We start from the raw sequence: 17,896 nt of genomic DNA on the forward strand, positions 1-17,896 counted from the left end.
TTGCGCCGGGACAACACGGTGCGTAACATCGCATCGAATCGGTTCGATAATGGACGGGACGGCACGGTGCGGATCTCCGATGTGGCCCGGCACGCTGGCGTGTCGCCGAGCACGGTCTCCTACGTCCTCAGCGGCAAGCGGTCGATCTCCGAGACCACCCGGCGGCGCGTGAAGGAGAGCATCGACGCCCTCGGCTACCAGCCGCACGCGGGCGCCCGCTCCCTGGCCAGCCGCCGCAGCAACGTGATCGCCCTGGTCATCCCGCTCCGCGGCGACGTGCACGTCCCCGTCGCGATGCGCTTCGCCGTCTCCGTGGTCACCGCCGCCCGCGCGCACGACCACGACGTCCTCCTGCTCACCCAGGGCGAGGGCCCCGACGGCCTGCGCCGGGTCTCGGGCAGCGCCATGGTGGACGGCGTCATCGTCATGGACGTGGAGGCCGACGACGCCCGCGTGCCCGTCCTGCGCGAGCTGGACCTGCCCTCGGTCCTCATCGGCGTCCCCGAGGACACCGAGGGCCTGACCTGCGTGGACCTGGACTTCGCCGCCGCCGGTGCGGCCTGCGTGCACCACCTCGCCGACCTCGGCCACACCGACCTCGCCTTCGTCGGACAGCCGCCCTCGGTGTACGAGCGGCGCACCGGGTTCGCCGAGCGCACCACCACCGGCTTCGAGCGCGCCGCCGCCGAACGCGGCGTCCGCGCCACCCTGCACCCCTGCTCCCCCGACACCGCGCACGGCCTCGCGGAGGACCTGCTCCGCGAGCGGCCCGGCCTCACCGGCCTCATCGTGCACAACGAGCCCTCCGTCGGCCCGCTGCTCGAGTCCTTCGCCGAGCACGGCCGCACCCCGCCCGAGCTGTCCGTGGTCGCCATCGGCCCGGTCCCGCCCGGTGCCCCGCCGCTGACCTCGGTGGACCTGCCCGCCGAGGAGGTCGGAGCCCGCGCGGTCGGACTGCTCATGGACAAGATCGACGGCCCCGGAAACCCCGGGGTGACCCTGCTCGAACCCCGGCTCACCTCCCGGGAGAGCACCGCCCCGCGCGCCTGACCGCGCTCCGCGCCTGACCGGGGGATGTGGCGGGGGACACCGGAAAAAGTGCCCCCGGGTCGCGGAATACCCCACCCCACCCTCCCGTTGTACGGGGTGCCGGAAGGTGCGGTAGAAAGTGTCCCCCGGGCTCCACTCAAAGCCTTCACGGAATACCGCGCCCGCAAGGGTGGCAGGAGCCGTGTTGTGCACCGCGCCGTGAGGCGACCGCCGCACCGTTCCGGTGTACGTGACGGCCCCGCCGGGCAACTGCCCGGCGGGGCCGTTTCACGTCCCGCGCCCCGAGGGACGCCCGATCCGGAGGGGTCAGCCGCGCCTGGCCTTCTGCACGGCCTCGGCCAACTTTTCCTTGTTCATCTTGGAGCGGTCCTTGATGTCCAGCTCCTGGGCCTCCTCGTAGAGGTCGCGCTGCTTGGGGACCCTGCCCCCGAGGTTGAAGCGCCTGAGCTCCTGCTCACGCCGCTCCGAGAACGCCTTGCCCAGCTCCTGGGCGCGCTTTTGGCTCACGGCCTCCTTGAGGCCGGGCAGGACGTCGCTCTCCTCCTCCTCGACGTGGTGCTTGACCGCGTCGACGAACCTCTCGCACCGCTTCTCGAACTCCTTGCTGTTCGGGTCGCAGTCCTTCAGCTTCTGGAGCAGCTCCTCGGCCTCCTGGTGCTCCTCCGTGCCGTGGCGGACCTCCGGCCCCTCGCCAGCGGCCTTGGCGGCGGCCGGGTACACCTCGTCCTCCTCGGCACGGCTGTGCGCGGTGAGGATCGCCTCGATCTCCTCCAGCAGGCGCGGCCGCTGGTCGGGCTCGGACCGGAGCCGGTCGAACAGCTCCTCCATCGTCCGGTGGTCCTTCATGATCAGGGTGACGGCGTCCTCGGCCATGTTCGCCTCCGCTTCGGTGGTGGTGCTTCCGACCACCGCCACTACCCACGGGTCCGCTGTCCAGACACGGCGCCGACCGGTCGCCGCGGCCCGACCCGTCCCCGACCCGAAAGCGGTCCGGGCCGCGTCCCGCGCCTCGCGCGGAACACGGCCCGGATTCGGGAACGGGGATCAGCGCAGGCCGAACAGATGCTCCATGGCGAGCTGGTCCAGGCGTTCGAAGTGGTAACCCCGCCTGCCGACCTCGGCCAGGTCGATCTCCTCGGCCAGCAGGTCGGACAGGGACTCGCCCTCGCCCAGCGTGGACTGGGACAGCTCGGGCACGCGCGAGGCCGCGAGCGCCTCCACCACCTCGGGGTCGGCGCGGAACGCCCTGGCCTTCTCCTTGAGGATGAGGTAGTTGCGCATGCAGGCCGCGGCCGACTCCCACACGCCGCTCATGTCCTCGGTGCGCGGCGTCTTGAAGTCGAAGTGCAGCGGGCCGTCGTAGCCCGCGCTCTCCAGCAGGTCGACCAGGAAGAACGCCTCCTTGACGTCGCCCGCGCCGAAGCGCAGGTCCTGGTCGTACTTGATCCCGCGCTGGCCGTTGAGGTCGATGTGGAAGAGCTTGCCCGCCCACAGCGCCTGCGCGACGCCGTGCGCGAAGTTCAGCCCGGCCATCTGCTCGTGGCCGACCTCCGGGTTGACCCCCACCATCTCGGGGTGCTCCAGCTCGTTGATGAAGGCCAGGGCGTGCCCCACCGTGGGCAGCAGGATGTCGCCGCGCGGCTCGTTGGGCTTGGGCTCCAGGGCGAACCGCAGGTCGTGGCCCTGCTCGCGCACGTAGCCGCACAGGATGTCGAAGGCCTCGCGCAGCCGGTCCAGGGCGGCGTGGTCGTTCTTGCCCGCCTCCGTCTCGGCTCCGTCCATGCCGCCCCAGCACACGTACGTCCTCGCGCCCAGCGACACGGCCAGTTCGATGTTGCGGACGACCTTGCGGATGGCGTGACGGCGCACGTCGCGGCTGTTGGAGGTGAACCCGCCGTCGCGGAACACCGGGTCCGAGAACAGGTTGGTGGTCGCCATCGGCACCTTGAGGCCGGTCTCGTCCAGGGCCGCGCGGAACCGCTTGAGGATGTCCTCGCGCTCGGTGTCGGAGCTGCCGGGCGGGATGAGGTCGTCGTCGTGGAAGGTGATCCCGTGCGCGCCGAGGTCGGCGAGGCGGCGCACGGCGTCCACCGGGTCGAGCTCGGGGCGGACGGGGTCGCCGAAGGTGTTCACCCCGCGCCACCCCACGGTCCACAGGCCGAAGGTGAACCTGTCCGCGGGTACGGGCTGGTAGCTGCTCATGTCGTGTCTCCTGAGGTAGGCGCAGGACTCCGGAATAGTTTGTCTAGAGTCGCAACTAATTGTCAACGGGGTGGCCGCGCAGCACCGCCACCCCGCCGCCCGGCAGGGTCATCCCCTGCGCCGAAACGCCCGACACCAGGTCGCGGGCGCTCGCGTCCAGCCCGAACCGCGCCGGGTCGATCCACCGCGGCCGGTTGTCGTGGTTGGTGACGAACACCCACGCGCCGTCCCGGTCCACCCGGCGCACCACCTCCAGCCCCGGCTCGGGGAACGGCCCCGTCCCCGCCGCCTCGGCCAGCAGCCGCGCCAGGCCCCGGTCCGACAGCCGGGCCGACAGGTACCAGGCCTCGCCCGCCCCGTGCCGCCGCCGCGTCACCGCGGGCAGCCCGTCCAGCGGCCCGCCCGCGTAGTGGGCCACCGCCTCGGCCCCCGCCAGGTGGACGTGTTCGCTCCACAGGGTGACCTCCTCGCGCACCGAACCCAGGTCCAGGCCCACCGTCTCGCCGGGCAGCATCGGGTACACCTCCTCCACCCGCACCCCCAGCAGGTCCCGCAGCGCGCCCGGGTACCCGCCGGTGCGCACGGTCCCGTCCGGGTCGGCGGCCCCGCTCAGGAAGGTCACCACCAGCGTCCCGCCGTCCTCGGTGTAGCGGGCCAGCCGCTCGGCCGCCTCGTCCGACAGCAGGTACAGGGCGGGCACCACCAGCAGCGGCACCCGCGGCAGGTCGCGGTCGGGGCGCACCATGTCCACCGTGCGCCCCGACCGCCACAGCACCCGGTGCACCTGGCGTACCGCCTCCAGGTAGTCCACGCCCCGCGCGGGCAGCGACGGGCTGCCCAGCGCCCACCAGCACTCGGGGTCCCAGGTGAGCGCCGCGTCGGCGACCACGTCGGCGTCGCGCGCCTCCGCCACGCGGGGCAGCACGCTCCCCAGTTCGCACACCTCGCGGAAGATCCGGGAGTCCGGCCCGGCGTGCGGCACCATCCCCGAGTGCCACTGCTCGGCGCCGCCCCGGGACGCCCGCCACTGGAAGAACATCGCGCCCAGCGACCCGCGCGCCACGTGCGCCAGGCTGTGCCGCGCCGTCTCGCCGGGGGCCTTGGGCCGGGTGACCTCGCCCGTGTAGGTCACCCCGGCCGCCTGTTCCATCAGCAGCCACGGCCGCCCCGGGCCGGGCACGCGGTCCGCCCACGAGCGGGCCAGGTCGGCGGCGAAGGCGGTCTGCTCCGCCCCGCCCTGCCCCGTCCGGTCCGGGTAGTCGTCCACGGCGACCAGGTCCAGGTGCTCGGCCCACCGCCACGGGTCCACCGGCACCCAGTCACCGAAGGCCAGGTTGGTCGTGACCGGAACGTCCGGCCGGACGGCGCGCAGCACGTCGCGCTGGGACAGGAAGTGGTCGAGCATCGCGTCCGACAGGAACCGCCGGAAGTCCAGCACGTGCGCCGGGTTGGGCAGGTACTGGGTCGCGCGCGGCGGCTGGATCTGTTCCCACTCCGAGTAGTGCTGGCTCCAGAACGCCGTGGTCCACGCCGCGTTGAGCCGGTCCAGGTCCACGTGGCGACCCCGCAGCCAGTCGCGGAAGGCCCCGGCGGTGTGCTCGGAGTGCGACCAGGTCCCGTACTCGTTGTGCACGTGCCACATGCGCAGCGCCGGGTGCCCGGAGTAGCGCTCCGCCAGCGCGCGGGCGATGCGCACCGAGGCCTCCCGGTAGGCGGGGGAGCACACGTCGTAGGTGTCGCGGCTGCCGTGGGTGAGCCGGGTCCCGTCCGCGGTCACCGGCATCGCGTCGGGGTGGGCGAGCCCGAACCACGGCGGGGGAGAGGCGGTCGGGGTGGCCAGCGCGACCCCGATCCCGGCGTCGGCGAGCCGGTCCAGCACCCGGTCCAGCCACTCGAACCGGTACTCGCCCTCCTTCGGCTCCAGGAGCGCCCAGGAGAAGACGCCGACCGTCACGAGGTTGACCCCGGCGCGGCGCATCAGCTCCACGTCCTCCGCCTGGACCTCCTCCGGCCACTGCTCGGGGTTGTAGTCGCCGCCGAACCACAGCGGAGAGGACATGGGGAACTCCTTCTGGTTTGGTGTGTGCGCCAACAAAGTAGGGCGAAAACCCTTCCGGGCGACACCCCCCACACGAGGAGCGCACATGTCCGCAGTACGACGGGTCCGTACCCGACACCCGGTCGGGGACTGGGAGGACGCGCTGGTCACCGGCAACGGGTGCCAGGGAGCGCTCGTGCACTCGACGGCGCACCGCGTCCGCCTCACCCTGTGCCACGAGAGGCTCTTCCTGCCCGTCACGGAGCCGCTGCCCGCCCCCGCGACCGCGTCCCTGCTGCCCGAACTGAGGGAGCTGCTGCGCCGGGGCCGCTCCCGCGAGGCGGCCGAGCGGATCACGGCGTTCGCGGCGCGGGAGCACCCGGGTTACGCCGACACCCGGTGGATCGACCCGCTGGTGGGCGCCGCCGTGCTCTCGTTCGCCCCGCGCGGGCCCCGGCCGGGGCCGGTCACGCGCACGTGCGACCTGGACTCGGGGCTGGTCACCGAGGAGCTGCCGGACGGAACCGCACACCGGGCCTTCGCCTCCCGGCCCGACGACGCCGTGGTCGTCGAACTCGCCTCGCCCCTCGGCCTGGACGGCACACTGGGGCTCACCGCGCTGGAGGAGACGCCGCCGGTCCCGATGGAGGTGGTCCGCGAGGCGGGCCCCGGCCTGCTGACCCTGCGGGCGGACTTCCCCGAGCGCCCGCCCGGCGGCCTGTCCGGGTACACGGTGACCTGCGCCGTCACCGCTGAGGGCGGCCGGATCAGCGCTGGCGGTGAGGGGCTGGACCTGCGGGGCGTCCGGCGGCTCCGGCTGGTGGCGCGCGTGCGGGTGGACGGGTTCCCCGTGCTGGAAGCGGGGAGCCCTGAGGACCTCGCGGGGGCGCTCGAACGCCACCGGGCGGTGCACGGCGACCTCATGTCCCGCTTCCGGCTGGAGCTGGAGGGCGGTTCGGCCCGGCCCGACGCGCTCGCCGAACCACCCGGCAGGCCCGACGCGCTCGGCGAGGACCTCCTGGCGGCGGGCCCCACTCCTGACCTGATCGCCCGCCTGGTCGACGCCGGACGGTACGCGATCATCTCCAGCTGCGGCGACCTGCCGCCCACCCTCCAGGGACTGTGGAGCGGCACCTACGACCCCCCGTGGCGGTCGGGGTACACCTTCGACGGCAACCTGCCCTCCGCCGTCGCGGCCCTGCACACCACGGGCACGCCCGAGCTGATGACCGGCCTGTTCGACCTCCTCGACGGCATGGCCGACGACCTGGCCGACAACGCGCGGCGGCTCTACGGCTGCCGGGGGATCCTGCTGCCCGCGCACGCCTCCACCTCCGGCAGGCACAACCACTTCGGCCCCGAGTGGTGCCTGACCTGCTGGACCGCGGGCGCGGCGTGGATGTCGCGCCTGTACTGGGACCACTACTCCCACACCCGCGACCGCGCGTTCCTGCGCGAGCGCGCCCTGCCCTTCCTCACCGCCGCCGCGGAGTTCCACGAGGACTTCCTCAGCGACGAGGGCTTCTCCCCCTCCTACTCGCCGGAGAACACCCCGGGGGACGGCGACGGCCAGGCCGCCGTCAACGCCACCATGGACGTCGCGGCCGTGCGCGACCTGGTGCGCAACCTGGTGCGGGCGCACCGTGCCCTGGGCGTTCCCGGCTCCCGCCGCTGGGCCCGGCTGGGGGCGCGGCTGCCCGGCTACCGCGTCGCCCCGGGCGGCGAACTCGCCGAGTGGGCGGGACCGGCCGGGCCGGTCGGGCAGAGCGAGCGGCACGCGCACCGCCACGCCTCCCATCTGTACCCGCTCTGGTACGAGACCGACCCCGCCCTGACCTCACCCCGGCTGCGCGCGGCGGCCGTCGCCGCCGTGCGCGCCCGCCTGGCGTGGTGGCGTGGACAGGAGTCCGACGAGATGGCCTTCGGCCTGGTCCAGCTGGGGCTGGCCGCGGCGAACCTGGGCCTGGCGGCCGAGGCGCACGAGACCCTGTCGCTGCTGGCCGCCCGCTACTGGCGCCCCACCCTGGTGCCCACGCACAACCGCGGCAGCCTGTTCAACGTGGACATCGGCGGCGGGTTCCCGGCCGTGGCGGCGGCGATGCTGGCCCGGTCCGCCGAGGGGCGCCTGGACCTGCTGCCCGCCCTGCCCCGGGAGTGGGCCTCCGGCCGGGTGGAGGGGCTGCGGGCCCGCGGCGGGGTCGTCGTGGAACTCCTGGAGTGGTCCGGCGGCCGGGCCCACGCGCGGCTGCGGGCGGTCGAGCCCCGCGAGACGGTGGTCGTCCTGCCCGGCGGGGAGCGGCACAAGGCGGCCCTGGTACCGGACCGAACGGTGTCCCTGCAATTCACCGTGGTTACCGGGGAAGAGTCGAAGCGATTCGAAATTTCCCGCGCAACCCCCCTTGCCGGGGGTTAGTCGGCTATCCAGACTAATGGGGAATTCGCGCCTGCCCCGGGACCGGATTTCCGGGGAAGGCGTACACCCCCCGATTCCCCCAAGGAGCCCGCACATGCCTCCCGAACAGCACCGGCCCCCCAGACGCGGGCGGGGCTTACCGGCGCTCGCCGTCGCGGCGGCCACCGCACTGGCCGCCTCCACCGTCGTCGCCACCACCGCGGCCGGAGCGGCTCCCGCGGAGCCGACCGCGGCGCAGGCCGCCTACGAGTGGGACAACGTCGAGATCGTCGGGGGCGGCTTCGTCCCCGGCATCGTCTTCAGCGAGACCGAGCCGGGCCTGGCCTACGCCCGCACCGACATCGGCGGCGCCTACCGCTGGAACCCGGACACCGAACGCTGGATCCCCCTGCTCGACTGGGTCGGCTGGGACGAGTGGGGCTACACGGGCGTCGTCAGCATCGCCACCGACCCCGTCGACCCCGACCGCGTGTACGCGGCCGTGGGCACCTACACCAACGACTGGGACCCCAACAACGGGGCCATCCTCAGCTCCGACGACCGCGGCCAGACCTGGGACGTCGCCGAGCTGCCCTTCAAGCTCGGCGGCAACATGCCCGGCCGCGGCCTCGGCGAGCGCCTGGCCGTGGACCCGAGCGACAACAGCGTCGTCTACTTCGGGGCGAGCGGCGGCAACGGCCTGTGGCGCAGCACCGACCACGGCGCCACCTGGGCGGAGGTGGAGGCGTTCCCCAACCCCGGCGACTACGTCCAGGACCCGGCCGACGAGACCGGCATGATGTCCGACGTCACCGGCGTGACCTGGGTGGACTTCGACCCCCGAACCGGGTCCGAGGGCTCGGTCACGCAGGACGTCTACGTCGGCGTCGCCGACCTGGACGACCCGGTCTACCGCAGCCGGGACGGCGGACAGACCTGGGAGCCCGTCCCCGGCGCGCCCACGGGGCACCTGCCCGCGCACTCGGTCGTGGACCACGAGGGCGGCCAGCTCTACATGGCCACCACCAGCACCCCCGGCCCCTACGACGGCGACTCCGGCGACGTGTGGCGCATGGACCTGGCGACGGGGGAGTGGACCAACATCAGTCCCGTCCCCTCCAGCTCCGAGGACAACCACTTCGGCTACGGCGGCCTGACCATCGACCGGCAGGACCCGGACACGCTGATGGTCGCCACCCAGATCTCCTGGTGGCCCGACATCCAGATCTACCGCAGCACCGACCGCGGCCAGACCTGGACCCAGGCGTGGGACTGGGGCGCCTACCCCGAGCGCACCGCGCGCTACGAGATGGACATCTCCGGGGCGCCCTGGCTGGACTTCGGCGGCACCGGGACGCCCCCCGAGACCCAGCCCAAACTCGGCTGGATGACCCAGGCGATGGCGATCGACCCGTTCGACTCCGACCGCTTCATGTACGGCACGGGCGCCACGATCTACGGCAGCGACAACCTCACCAACTGGGACGCGGGCACCACCTTCGACATCGGGGTCAGGGCGCACGGCATCGAGGAGACGGCCGTCAACGACCTGATCAGCCCGCCCGAGGGCGCGCCGCTGCACTCGGCCCTGCTCGACGTCGGCGGCTTCACCCACCAGGACCTGGAGACCGTCCCCGACCAGATGTACCAACAGCCCTACTGGGGCCACGGCACCAGCCTGGACTTCGCCGAACTCCAGCCCGCGACCATCGCGCGGGTCGGCGGCAGCGACGCCGAGGCGGCCATCGGCCTGTCCACCGACGGCGGCGACAGCTGGTGGGCCGGACAGGAGCCCGGCGGGGTGACCGGCGGCGGCACGGTCGCGGTGAACGCGGACGGCTCGTCCGTCGTGTGGAGCCCCGACGGCACCGGTGTGCACACCTCCACCACCCTGGGCTCGTCGTGGACCGCCTCCACCGGTGTTCCGGCGGGCGCGCGGGTGGAGGCCGACCGGGTGGACCCGGACGTGTTCTACGCCGTCTCCGGCGGCACCTTCTACACCAGCACCGACGGCGGGGCCACCTTCACAGCGGGCTTCGACGGGCTCCCGGCCGAGGGCAACATCCGCTTCGGCGCGGTGCCCGGCCACACCGGTGACGTGTGGGTCGCCGGGGGCACCGGGGACCACTACGGCATGTGGCGGAGCACGGACGCCGGGGCCACCTTCGAGCGGGTCGAGGCCGTGGACGAGGGCGACGCGGTCGGCTTCGGCGCGCCCGCGCCGGGCTCGGACTACCCGGCGGTGTACACCAGCTCCAGGATCGACGGCGTGCGCGGGATCTTCCGCTCCGACGACGCGGGCGGGACCTGGGTGCGGATCAACGACGACCAGCACCAGTGGGCCTGGACGGGGGCGACCGTCACCGGCGACCCCAACGTCTACGGCCGGGTCTACGTCGGCACCAACGGGCGCGGGATCGTCTACGGCGACCTGGCGGGCGGGGGCGGCGACCCCGACCCCGAGCCGTCACCGGACCCCTCGCCGGACCCCGATCCCACCCCGGAGCCCTCACCGGACCCCGAGCCCGAACCCGGGGACTGCGCGGTCGGGTACGAGATCACTCATACCTGGAGCGGCGGGTTCCAGGCCGGGGTGACGGTCACCAACACCGGCGACGAGGCCCTGGAGGGCTGGGAGGTCGGCTGGGAGTTCACGGCCGGCGAGGAGGTCACCAGCCTCTGGAACGGCGCGCACACGCAGGACGGCGCGTCCGTGCGGGTCACCGACGCCGGGTGGAACGCCCGGATCGCCCCGGGGAGCTCGGTGACGGTCGGCTTCAACGGGATCGTCGACGGCGAGCCCGCGCGGCCGACCGGGCTCACCCTGAACGGGGAGGCCTGCGGCTGACGCCCTGACACACCGACACGGCGGGGTCGGGAGCCGCGGGAGCGGTTCCCGGCCCTTCGCCTTGTCACGTCTTCGGGACACTGAGCCGTTCCTGACCAGGAGCAGACCCGCATGCGGTACACAGGCCGTATGCACGAGCCGGTGACCGCCACCCTGTCCGAGGTGGGACGACACCTCGCCAGCACCATCGACCGCGCCTGCCATGAGCACACCCCGACCCTCATCACGCGACGGGGAAGAACGGTCGCCGTCCTCCTCGACGTCGACGAGTACCGCCGCCTGCTTGAAGTTGAGCAGGCTGCGGAGGACGCGTGGCTCAGCCGTCTCGCGGACGAGGCCGAGGAGGAGGGCCGGGAGGGGTCCGTCTCCCTGGAGGAGATGGCACGGGAGCTGGCCCGGGAGGAGGGGTGAACCGCCGGGGCCCGGGCGCACCCGCGCCCCCGGGGTTCCAGGAGGAGGGAGAACCCCGGGGGCGCGGGCGGTCGGAGAGGCGCCTCAGCCCTTCACGGCGCCGATGATGACGCCCTTGGTGAAGTGCTTCTGGACCAGCGGGTAGATGAACGTGACCGGCACCAGGGCCACCACCACGATGGCCATCTGGATGGCCAGGTTGGGCGCCGAGGCGGAGCCCTGCACCGCGTCGCCGATCACCGAGCTCGAACTGAGCTGCTGGCCCTGCTGCACGTACTGGCGCAGCACGAGCTGGAGCGGCCACTTGGAGTTGTCGTTGATGTAGAGGATGGCGTTGAAGAAGGCGTTCCAGTAGCCCACCGCGTAGAACAGCCCGACGACCGCGGTGACCCCCTTGGACATGGGCAGGACCAGCCGGGTCATGATGGTCCACTCGCTCGCCCCGTCCACCCGGGCGCTGTCGCCGATCTCCTGGGGCAGGTTCATGAAGAACGCCCGCATCACCACCAGGTTGAACGCGTTCACCGCCGTCGGCAGGATCAGCGACCAGTAGCTGTCGATGAGGCCGACGTTGCTGACCAGCAGGTACAGCGGGATCATGCCGGGCGCGAACAGGAAGGTCAGCAGCACCGCGAACAGCAGCGGCCGGTGCCACAGCGACCCGGGTTGGGACAGCCCGTAGGCGGCCAGGATGGTCGCCACCAGGCTGACCAGCGTTCCCACGGCCGTGACGCCCAGGCTGACCAGGACGGCCCGGGTCACCACGCCGCCGCTGAACAGGTCGGCGTAGGCCTGGAAGGAGATCCCCTGCGGGACCAGCACCAGGCCGCCCGCGCTGTTCACCGCCGAGGCGGGGGACAGGCTGGTCAGGATCACGACGTAGAGGGGGAAGAGGATGATGACCGCGATGACGGCCAGGGTGGAGTTCTTCGCGGCGCGCGCGGGAAGGCTCGGGCGCTCCGCCCACACGGGGCGGTCCTTGAACAGTGTGCTCATGCTCGTCGGTAGATTCCCTGTTCGCCCATCTTGTGGGCCAGCTTGTTGGCCAAAACGATGAGAACCAGTCCGACGATGCCCTTGACCAGGCCCGCGACCGCTCCCGCGCTGAAGTTCCCCGTCACCAGGGTCTGGTGGTAGATGAAGGTGTCCAGCACCTCCGACACGCCCGATCCGAACGCGTCGCGCTGGAGGTAGAACTGCTCGAACCCGACGTTGAGGATGTCGCCGATCTTGAGGATGAGCAGCAGGATGATCACCGGCCGCAGGCCCGGCAGGGTGATGTGCCACATCCGCCGCCAGCGCCCGGCGCCGTCCACGGCCGCGGACTCGTAGAGGTTCTGGTTCACGGCCGCCAGCGCCGCCAGGAAGATGATCGTGCCCCACCCGGCGTCCTTCCAGATCATCTGGGAGGTGACCACGAACAGGAACGCGTCCGGGTCGGTCATGACCTCCAGCGGCGCGTACCCGTTCTGCCGCAGGATCTGCGAGAACAGCCCGGCGCCGCCCAGGATCTGCTGGAACAGGGTGACGACCAGGACCCACGAGAAGAAGTGCGGCATGTACACGATGCTCTGGAGCACCATCCGCAGCCTGGGACTGAGGACGCTGTCCAGCAGGATGGCCAGGGCGATCGGGATGGGGAAGAAGAACACCAGCTGGACGGCGGCGATGACCAGCGTGTTGCCCGCCGCGGTCCAGAAGCGGGGGTCGGTGAACAGCCGTTCGAAGTGCGCCAGCCCCACCCACGGGCTGCCCCACACCCCGTCCCAGGGGTTGTAGTCCTGGAAGGCGATGATGTTGCCCAGGGTCGGCGTGTAGTGGAACACCGCCAGCAGGCCGATCGCCGGGAGCGTCATCAGCAGCAGTTGCCAGTCGCGGCGCAGCCTCGCCCCGAACGGGACCCGTCTGCGCCCCGGGGAGGCGGACCCGCCCCGGTGGTCCGGGACGGTCGGGGGCCGCCCCCGGCCCCCGCGCCCGCGGGACGCGGCGGCCGGGGAGGGCGGTTCGCCCTTGGTCATGGTCCGCTCAGTCACGGCCGTGCTCCTGGAGGACCCCCATGTAGAACTCGCGTCCCTCGTCGCCGCCGTCGCGGCGCCAGTCCGCGACGGCCTGGTCCAGCGCGCTGAGGTCCTCTCGGCCCCGGATGATGTCGTTGACCCTGTCGCTCAGCGGGGTCTCGGCCCCGGAGAAGCGCTCGGGGCGCTGGATGCGGATGCCCGCGAACGGGTCGTCCCCGGTGAACTGGGCGGCGTGGTTGTACCAGTCGCACTTCCACGGCACGAAGTCCGGGTACTGGCTCTCGGTGACCGCCTGGGGGCGCCCGCTGATGAAGTAGTAGCCGTCGTTGACCTCGCCGTTGCCGGTGTCGGTGAGCTGCGGGGCGCCGTCGTCGTTGAGCTCGTGGTGCACGCCCTCCTCGCCGTAGCGGTAGTCCATGTACTCCCGGGTCCCGAACGGCGCGGCGCAGTAGTTGATGATGCCGAGGATCTCCTCGATCTGCTCCGGCTCCATGCCCCTGCGCACGAACACGGACTGGGCGGAGGGGTCGCCGCTGTGCATCACCGGGTCGGCGCCGCCGTTGCCGAAGACCGGCATCAGGTCCAGGCGGAAGTCGGGGTTGTCGCCGAGCATCTGCATGTAGGCCTCGTGCCAGGCGCCGATGCCGTCCTGGTTGAAAATGATCTGTCCGGAGTTGAGCAGCTCCTTGGAGTTGTCCCCCAGGGCGACGATGTCGGGGTGCACGAGTCCCGCGTCGAACACCCTGCGCATGTACTCGACGCTGGCCCTCCACTCCTCGGTCTCGAACATGTGGATGAGCTCGCCGCCCTCGTAGCGCCACTGCTTGGGCGCGCCGAAGATCTGGCGCATGGTGAGGTTGAAGTCGCCGAAGGCCCAGCGGTTGTTGTCCGGGTCGTTGATCTCCTCGCCGATCGCGAACAGATCGTCGGGGCTGGTCGGCGCCTCCAGGCCGTACTCCTCCAGCAGGTCGCGCCGGTACAGGACCCAGCTGCTGAAGGGCTCGGAGGGCCAGGGGATCCCGTGCAGCTGCTGGTTGAAGACGTTCCAGCGCCAGGCGTCGCTGTCCAGGTTGGCCAGCAGCGGGTAGGCCCGCACCGCGTCGCCGGCCAGGTGGGGGGTCAGGTCCTCGAAGAGCTCGCCGACGGCCCGGTTGAACTGCGGGATCAGGTTGATGACCCAGTCGGGGATCATCGTGATGTCGGCGACGTCGCGCCCGGCGATCACCGCGTTCATCTTGTCGATGACCGTGTTGCCGTCCTGGAAGTTGAACTCCACCGTGGCGCCCAGGCGCCCGTTGACGTGGTCGAAGAAGGAGTTGTCGCCCAGCCCGGGCGGGATGGGCCCCCACAGCGGGGTCATCGCGGTGTACTGACCGCCCCTGCCGGGGGCCTCGGGGACGGCCCGGACGAACTCCGTCGGGTAGGCGGTGAACCCGTCCGGGGCGCCGTGCTGTCCCGGGATGTCGGGGGTGACCCCCTGGAACGGGATGTGCGTGGGGATCAGGTCGTCCAGCGAGCTGGCGGAGGAGGCGGACCCTCCGCCGCTGGACGACTCCGAGCCGCAGCCGGAGAGCGTTCCGGCGGTGAGCGCCGCGGCGGTGGAGGCGCCCACCAGGCCGAGGAAGCGGCGTCGGCTGGGGATCGGGCGCAGGGGGGTGGTGCGCATAGCGTCGTTCCTTCGGTTGAGCAGGCCGGGGAGCCCAGGGGGGTAGGAAACGAAGGGCCATTTTGCTATGAATTAGTTGGCCGTTTAGACAAACAAATTACTCCACTGTGATGTGGCACACAAGGTCCTCAGGTATCGAAGTCGAAGCGGTTCGATTTCGAAGGACAATACCCTCGCGTACGAGAGGCGAACACCCCCCATGACCCTCCAGCCGCACCTGCCGCCGTACCGGGACCCCGCCCTGCCGTCCGAACGGCGCGTGGACGACCTGCTCGCCCGCCTCACCCCGGACGAGCGGATCGGCCTGCTCCACCAGCACCAGGCGCCCGTCGAGCGCCTCGGCATCGGCCCCTTCCGGACCGGCACCGAGGCCCTGCACGGACTGGCCTGGCTCGGACCGGCCACCGTCTACCCGCAGGCCGTCGGCCTGGCCAGCACCTGGGACCCCGGCCTGCTCCGCCTCGTCGGCCGGGCCACCGGCGACGAGGTGCTCGCCCGCAGGGGCGCGGGCGCGTGGCCCAACGTCTGGGCGCCCGTGGTCAACCCGCTGCGCGACCCCCGCTGGGGCCGCAACGAGGAGGGCTACTCCGAGGACGCGTGGCTGACCGGGGTCCTGGCCGCCGCCTACGCCCGGGGGCTGGCCGGTGACGGCGACACGCTGCGCCTCGCGCCCACCCTCAAGCACTTCCTCGCCTACAACAACGAGGAGGGCCGCTGCGAGACCTCCAGCGACCTGCCGCCGAGGGTCCTGCACGAGTACGAGCTCCAGGCCTTCCTGCCCGCCCTGGCCGAGGGGGCGGCCGTGGCGGTCATGCCCTCCTACAACCTGGTCAACGGGCGGCCCGCGCACCTGAGCCCGCTGATCGGCGACGTGCTGCGCCCGGCCGCGCCCGACCGCCTGCTGGTGGTCAGCGACGCCTACGCGCCCGCCAACCTCGTGGAGACGCAGCACTTCCGCCCCGACCTGCCCACCGCCTACGCGCACGCGATCCGGGCCGGGCTCGACAGCTTCACCCAGGACGACGACCGCACCGAGGCCACCCTCGGGCACGTGCGCGAGGCGCTGCGCCGGGGGCTGCTCACCGAGGCCGACGTCGACCGCGCCGCGCGCAACGTGCTGTCGGTCCGGATCCGGCTGGGCGAGTTCGACCCCGTGACCGGTGGGGCCGTCGGGGAGGGCGGGGACCTGCTGGCCGGGGACGGGCCGAACGGTGAGGCCGGGGACGCGGGGGCCTTCGACACCCCCGAGCACCGCGCGCTGGCCCGGGAGGCGGCCACCCGCTCGATCGTCCTGCTCCGCAACGAGGGCACGCTCCCGCTGTGCGACGTGCGCCGGGTCGCCGTCGTCGGCCAGCTCGGCGACACCGTGCTGGAGGACTGGTACAGCGGGACGCTGCCCTACGCCGTCACCGCGCGCGCCGGGATCGCCGAGCGGGTGGAGACGGTGTTCCGCGAGGGCGTGGACCGCGTGCGGCTGGGGGCGTTCGGGGGCGGGATCGTCGTGGACCCCGGCGACGGGGGACCGCTCCGGACGGTCTTCCCCGACGAGCACGGTCCGCTGCGCGGCGCGGACGGGACCCTGCGGCGGCACGCGCCCGAGACGGAGCGCGCGCGGACGGAGGAAGCCCGGACGGAGGGCGTTTCGGTGCGGGGCGCGCGGGACGAGGACGCGTCTGGGGAAGGCACACGGGGCGAGGGCTCCCCGGCACAGGGCTCCCCGGCACAGGGCTCCCCGGCACAGGGTTCTTCGGTGGAGGACCCCGGCTTCGACCTCCTGGACTGGGGTGGCGGCGCCTGCGCCCTGCGCTCGGTGCGCACCGGCAGGTACGTCGACGCGGGTGCCGACGGAGTCCTGGCCTGCACCGCCCCCGGCCCCGGCACCTGGGAGGTCACCCAGACCTTCCGCCTGGCGGAGGAGGACGGTCTCCTGCGGCTCACGCACGTCCACAGTGGTCGCGGCGTCACCGTGCGGGACGGCCTCCTCGTCCTGACGGAGGACGGGGACCGGGCCACCCCGTTCACCGTGGACGGGATCGGCTCGGGAGCGGAGGAGGCCGCGCGCGCCGCCTCCACCGCCGACGTCGCGGTCGTCGTCCTGGGGGACCACCCCATGGTCAACGGGCGCGAGACCGAGGACCGCACCGACCTGGACCTGCCCGCCGCCCAGGAGCGGGTGCTGCGCGCCGTGCGCGCGGCCAACCCCGCCACGGTCCTGGTGCTCAGCAGCGGCTGCCCGTTCGGGGTCACCTGGGCCGACGAGCACGTTCCGGCCGTCCTGTGGTCGGCGCACGGCGGACAGGAGTACGGTCACGCGCTCGCCGACGTGCTCTTCGGCGACGCCGAGCCCTCCGGGCGGCTTCCGCAGACCTGGTACCGCTCCGCCGACGACCTGCCCGGGATGCTCGACTACGACATCGTCGGCGCGCGCGGCACCTACCTGTACTTCGAGGGCGAGCCGCTCTACCCCTTCGGGCACGGCCTCGGCTACACGCGGGTGGAGTACGCGGCCCCCGTGGTCGGCGTGGACGGCGGCCGGGTCACCGTCACCGTCATGGTCGCCAACACGGGCACGCGGCCCGCCGACGAGGTGGTGCAGGTCTACACCCGCCAGCTGGCCTCGCGGGTGCGCACGCCGCTGCGCGCGCTGCGCGGGTTCGCCCGGGTGCGCGTGGAGCCGGGCCGCAGCGCGGTCGCCACGGTGTCCTTCGACGTGGAACGGCTCGCGCTGTGGGACACCACCCGCGACCGCTTCGTGGTGGAGGACGCGCCGCGCCAGGTGCTGGTCGGGCGTTCGGCGACCGACATCCGCGCCACCGCGGCCCTGGACGTGCCCGGGGAGACCATCCCGCCCCGCGACGCGCGCACGCCGTGGTCGGCCGCGGGCTACGACGACGCCCGGGGCACGTCCCTGTGCCCGCTCACCCCCGAGCGGGGCGACGCGGTGCGCTCCCGGGAGGGCGGCGCGTGGGCGGCCTTCCACGACGTGGACCTCGGCGACGGGGTCACCGGGTGCCGCCTCACGGTGAACGCCGAGCACGCCTGCACGGTCCGGATCCGCCTGGACGACCCCGAGGACGGGCCGACCGCCGCGGTGGCCGACGTCCCGGCGGGCAAGGACGGCTACGACTTCACCGGGGTCAGCGCGGCCTTCGAGGACGCGAGGGGAACCGGGGGGATCCGTGACCTGTACCTGGTCTTCGACCGGCCGGGCACGGCGGTGGCCGACCTGGTCCTGACCGGAGGCGCTCCGGCTACGGACGCGGACTGACCG

11 protein-coding genes are annotated in these 17,896 nt (G+C 72.8%); 5 read left to right on the plus strand and 6 right to left on the minus strand.

Going from position 1 to position 17,896, the window contains the following annotated elements:
- The first annotated feature begins 66 nt into the window (after positions 1-66).
- The gene (locus ACSIH6_RS14230; RefSeq protein WP_026338347.1) at positions 67-1,050 is read left to right on the plus strand and encodes a LacI family DNA-binding transcriptional regulator; all 984 of its coding nucleotides are present in this window, start codon (positions 67-69) and stop codon (positions 1,048-1,050) included.
- Positions 1,051-1,356: 306 nt separating this feature from the next.
- On the opposite strand, the gene ACSIH6_RS14235 is transcribed toward ACSIH6_RS14230, so the two are convergent.
- The 3 genes from ACSIH6_RS14235 to ACSIH6_RS14245 form a co-directional block, all read right to left on the minus strand.
- Positions 1,357-1,923 (minus strand): hemerythrin domain-containing protein, encoded by a 567-nt coding sequence (locus ACSIH6_RS14235; protein ID WP_435108752.1) that lies wholly within the window; start codon positions 1,921-1,923, stop codon positions 1,357-1,359.
- Between the two features lie 171 nt (positions 1,924-2,094).
- Entirely contained in the window at positions 2,095-3,252 is a 1,158-nt protein-coding gene (gene xylA, locus ACSIH6_RS14240; RefSeq protein ID WP_435108753.1) for a xylose isomerase, read from the minus strand.
- 55 nt (positions 3,253-3,307) lie between these two features.
- On the minus strand, positions 3,308-5,311 hold the full coding sequence (locus ACSIH6_RS14245; RefSeq protein WP_435108754.1) for a beta-galactosidase: 2,004 nt from the start codon (positions 5,309-5,311) through the stop codon (positions 3,308-3,310).
- An 85-nt stretch (positions 5,312-5,396) separates the two neighbouring features.
- Between ACSIH6_RS14245 and ACSIH6_RS14250 the strand changes: the two genes are divergently transcribed.
- From ACSIH6_RS14250 to ACSIH6_RS14260, 3 genes are all read left to right on the plus strand, one after another.
- Complete coding sequence (locus ACSIH6_RS14250) at positions 5,397-7,703, plus strand: glycosyl hydrolase family 95 catalytic domain-containing protein (RefSeq protein WP_435108755.1); 2,307 nt, start codon at positions 5,397-5,399, stop codon at positions 7,701-7,703.
- A gap of 94 nt (positions 7,704-7,797) precedes the next feature.
- Positions 7,798-10,530, plus strand: coding sequence for a cellulose binding domain-containing protein (locus ACSIH6_RS14255; protein WP_435108756.1), 2,733 nt, complete (start codon positions 7,798-7,800; stop codon positions 10,528-10,530).
- Positions 10,531-10,641: 111 nt separating this feature from the next.
- A complete protein-coding gene (locus tag ACSIH6_RS14260) occupies positions 10,642-10,941 on the plus strand; it encodes a type II toxin-antitoxin system Phd/YefM family antitoxin (RefSeq protein WP_435108757.1) in 300 nt (99 codons plus the stop codon).
- 84 nt (positions 10,942-11,025) lie between these two features.
- Here the strand turns inward: ACSIH6_RS14260 and ACSIH6_RS14265 are convergent, their stop codons facing one another.
- From ACSIH6_RS14265 to ACSIH6_RS14275, 3 genes are read right to left on the minus strand one after another with little or no spacing between them, the layout of a single operon-like run.
- Positions 11,026-11,937 carry a carbohydrate ABC transporter permease gene (locus ACSIH6_RS14265; RefSeq protein WP_435108758.1) on the minus strand — a complete coding sequence of 304 codons (912 nt, stop codon included), beginning with the start codon at positions 11,935-11,937 and terminating at the stop codon, positions 11,026-11,028.
- Positions 11,934-12,974: an ABC transporter permease gene (locus ACSIH6_RS14270; RefSeq protein WP_435108759.1), complete on the minus strand. Its 1,041-nt coding sequence runs from the start codon at positions 12,972-12,974 to the stop codon at positions 11,934-11,936. Before ACSIH6_RS14270 ends, ACSIH6_RS14265 begins: the two co-directional genes overlap by 4 nt.
- A complete protein-coding gene (locus ACSIH6_RS14275) occupies positions 12,967-14,625 on the minus strand; it encodes an extracellular solute-binding protein (RefSeq protein ID WP_435108760.1) in 1,659 nt (552 codons plus the stop codon). Before ACSIH6_RS14275 ends, ACSIH6_RS14270 begins: the two co-directional genes overlap by 8 nt.
- 199 nt (positions 14,626-14,824) lie before the next feature.
- Between ACSIH6_RS14275 and ACSIH6_RS14280 the strand changes: the two genes are divergently transcribed.
- On the plus strand, positions 14,825-17,893 hold the full coding sequence (locus tag ACSIH6_RS14280) for a glycoside hydrolase family 3 C-terminal domain-containing protein (protein WP_435108762.1): 3,069 nt from the start codon (positions 14,825-14,827) through the stop codon (positions 17,891-17,893).
- Positions 17,894-17,896: the final 3 nt, after the last annotated feature.

The organism is Nocardiopsis synnemataformans (genome assembly GCF_965343085.1).
GTDB classification, from domain to species: Bacteria; Actinomycetota; Actinomycetes; order Streptosporangiales; family Streptosporangiaceae; genus Nocardiopsis; species Nocardiopsis alborubida.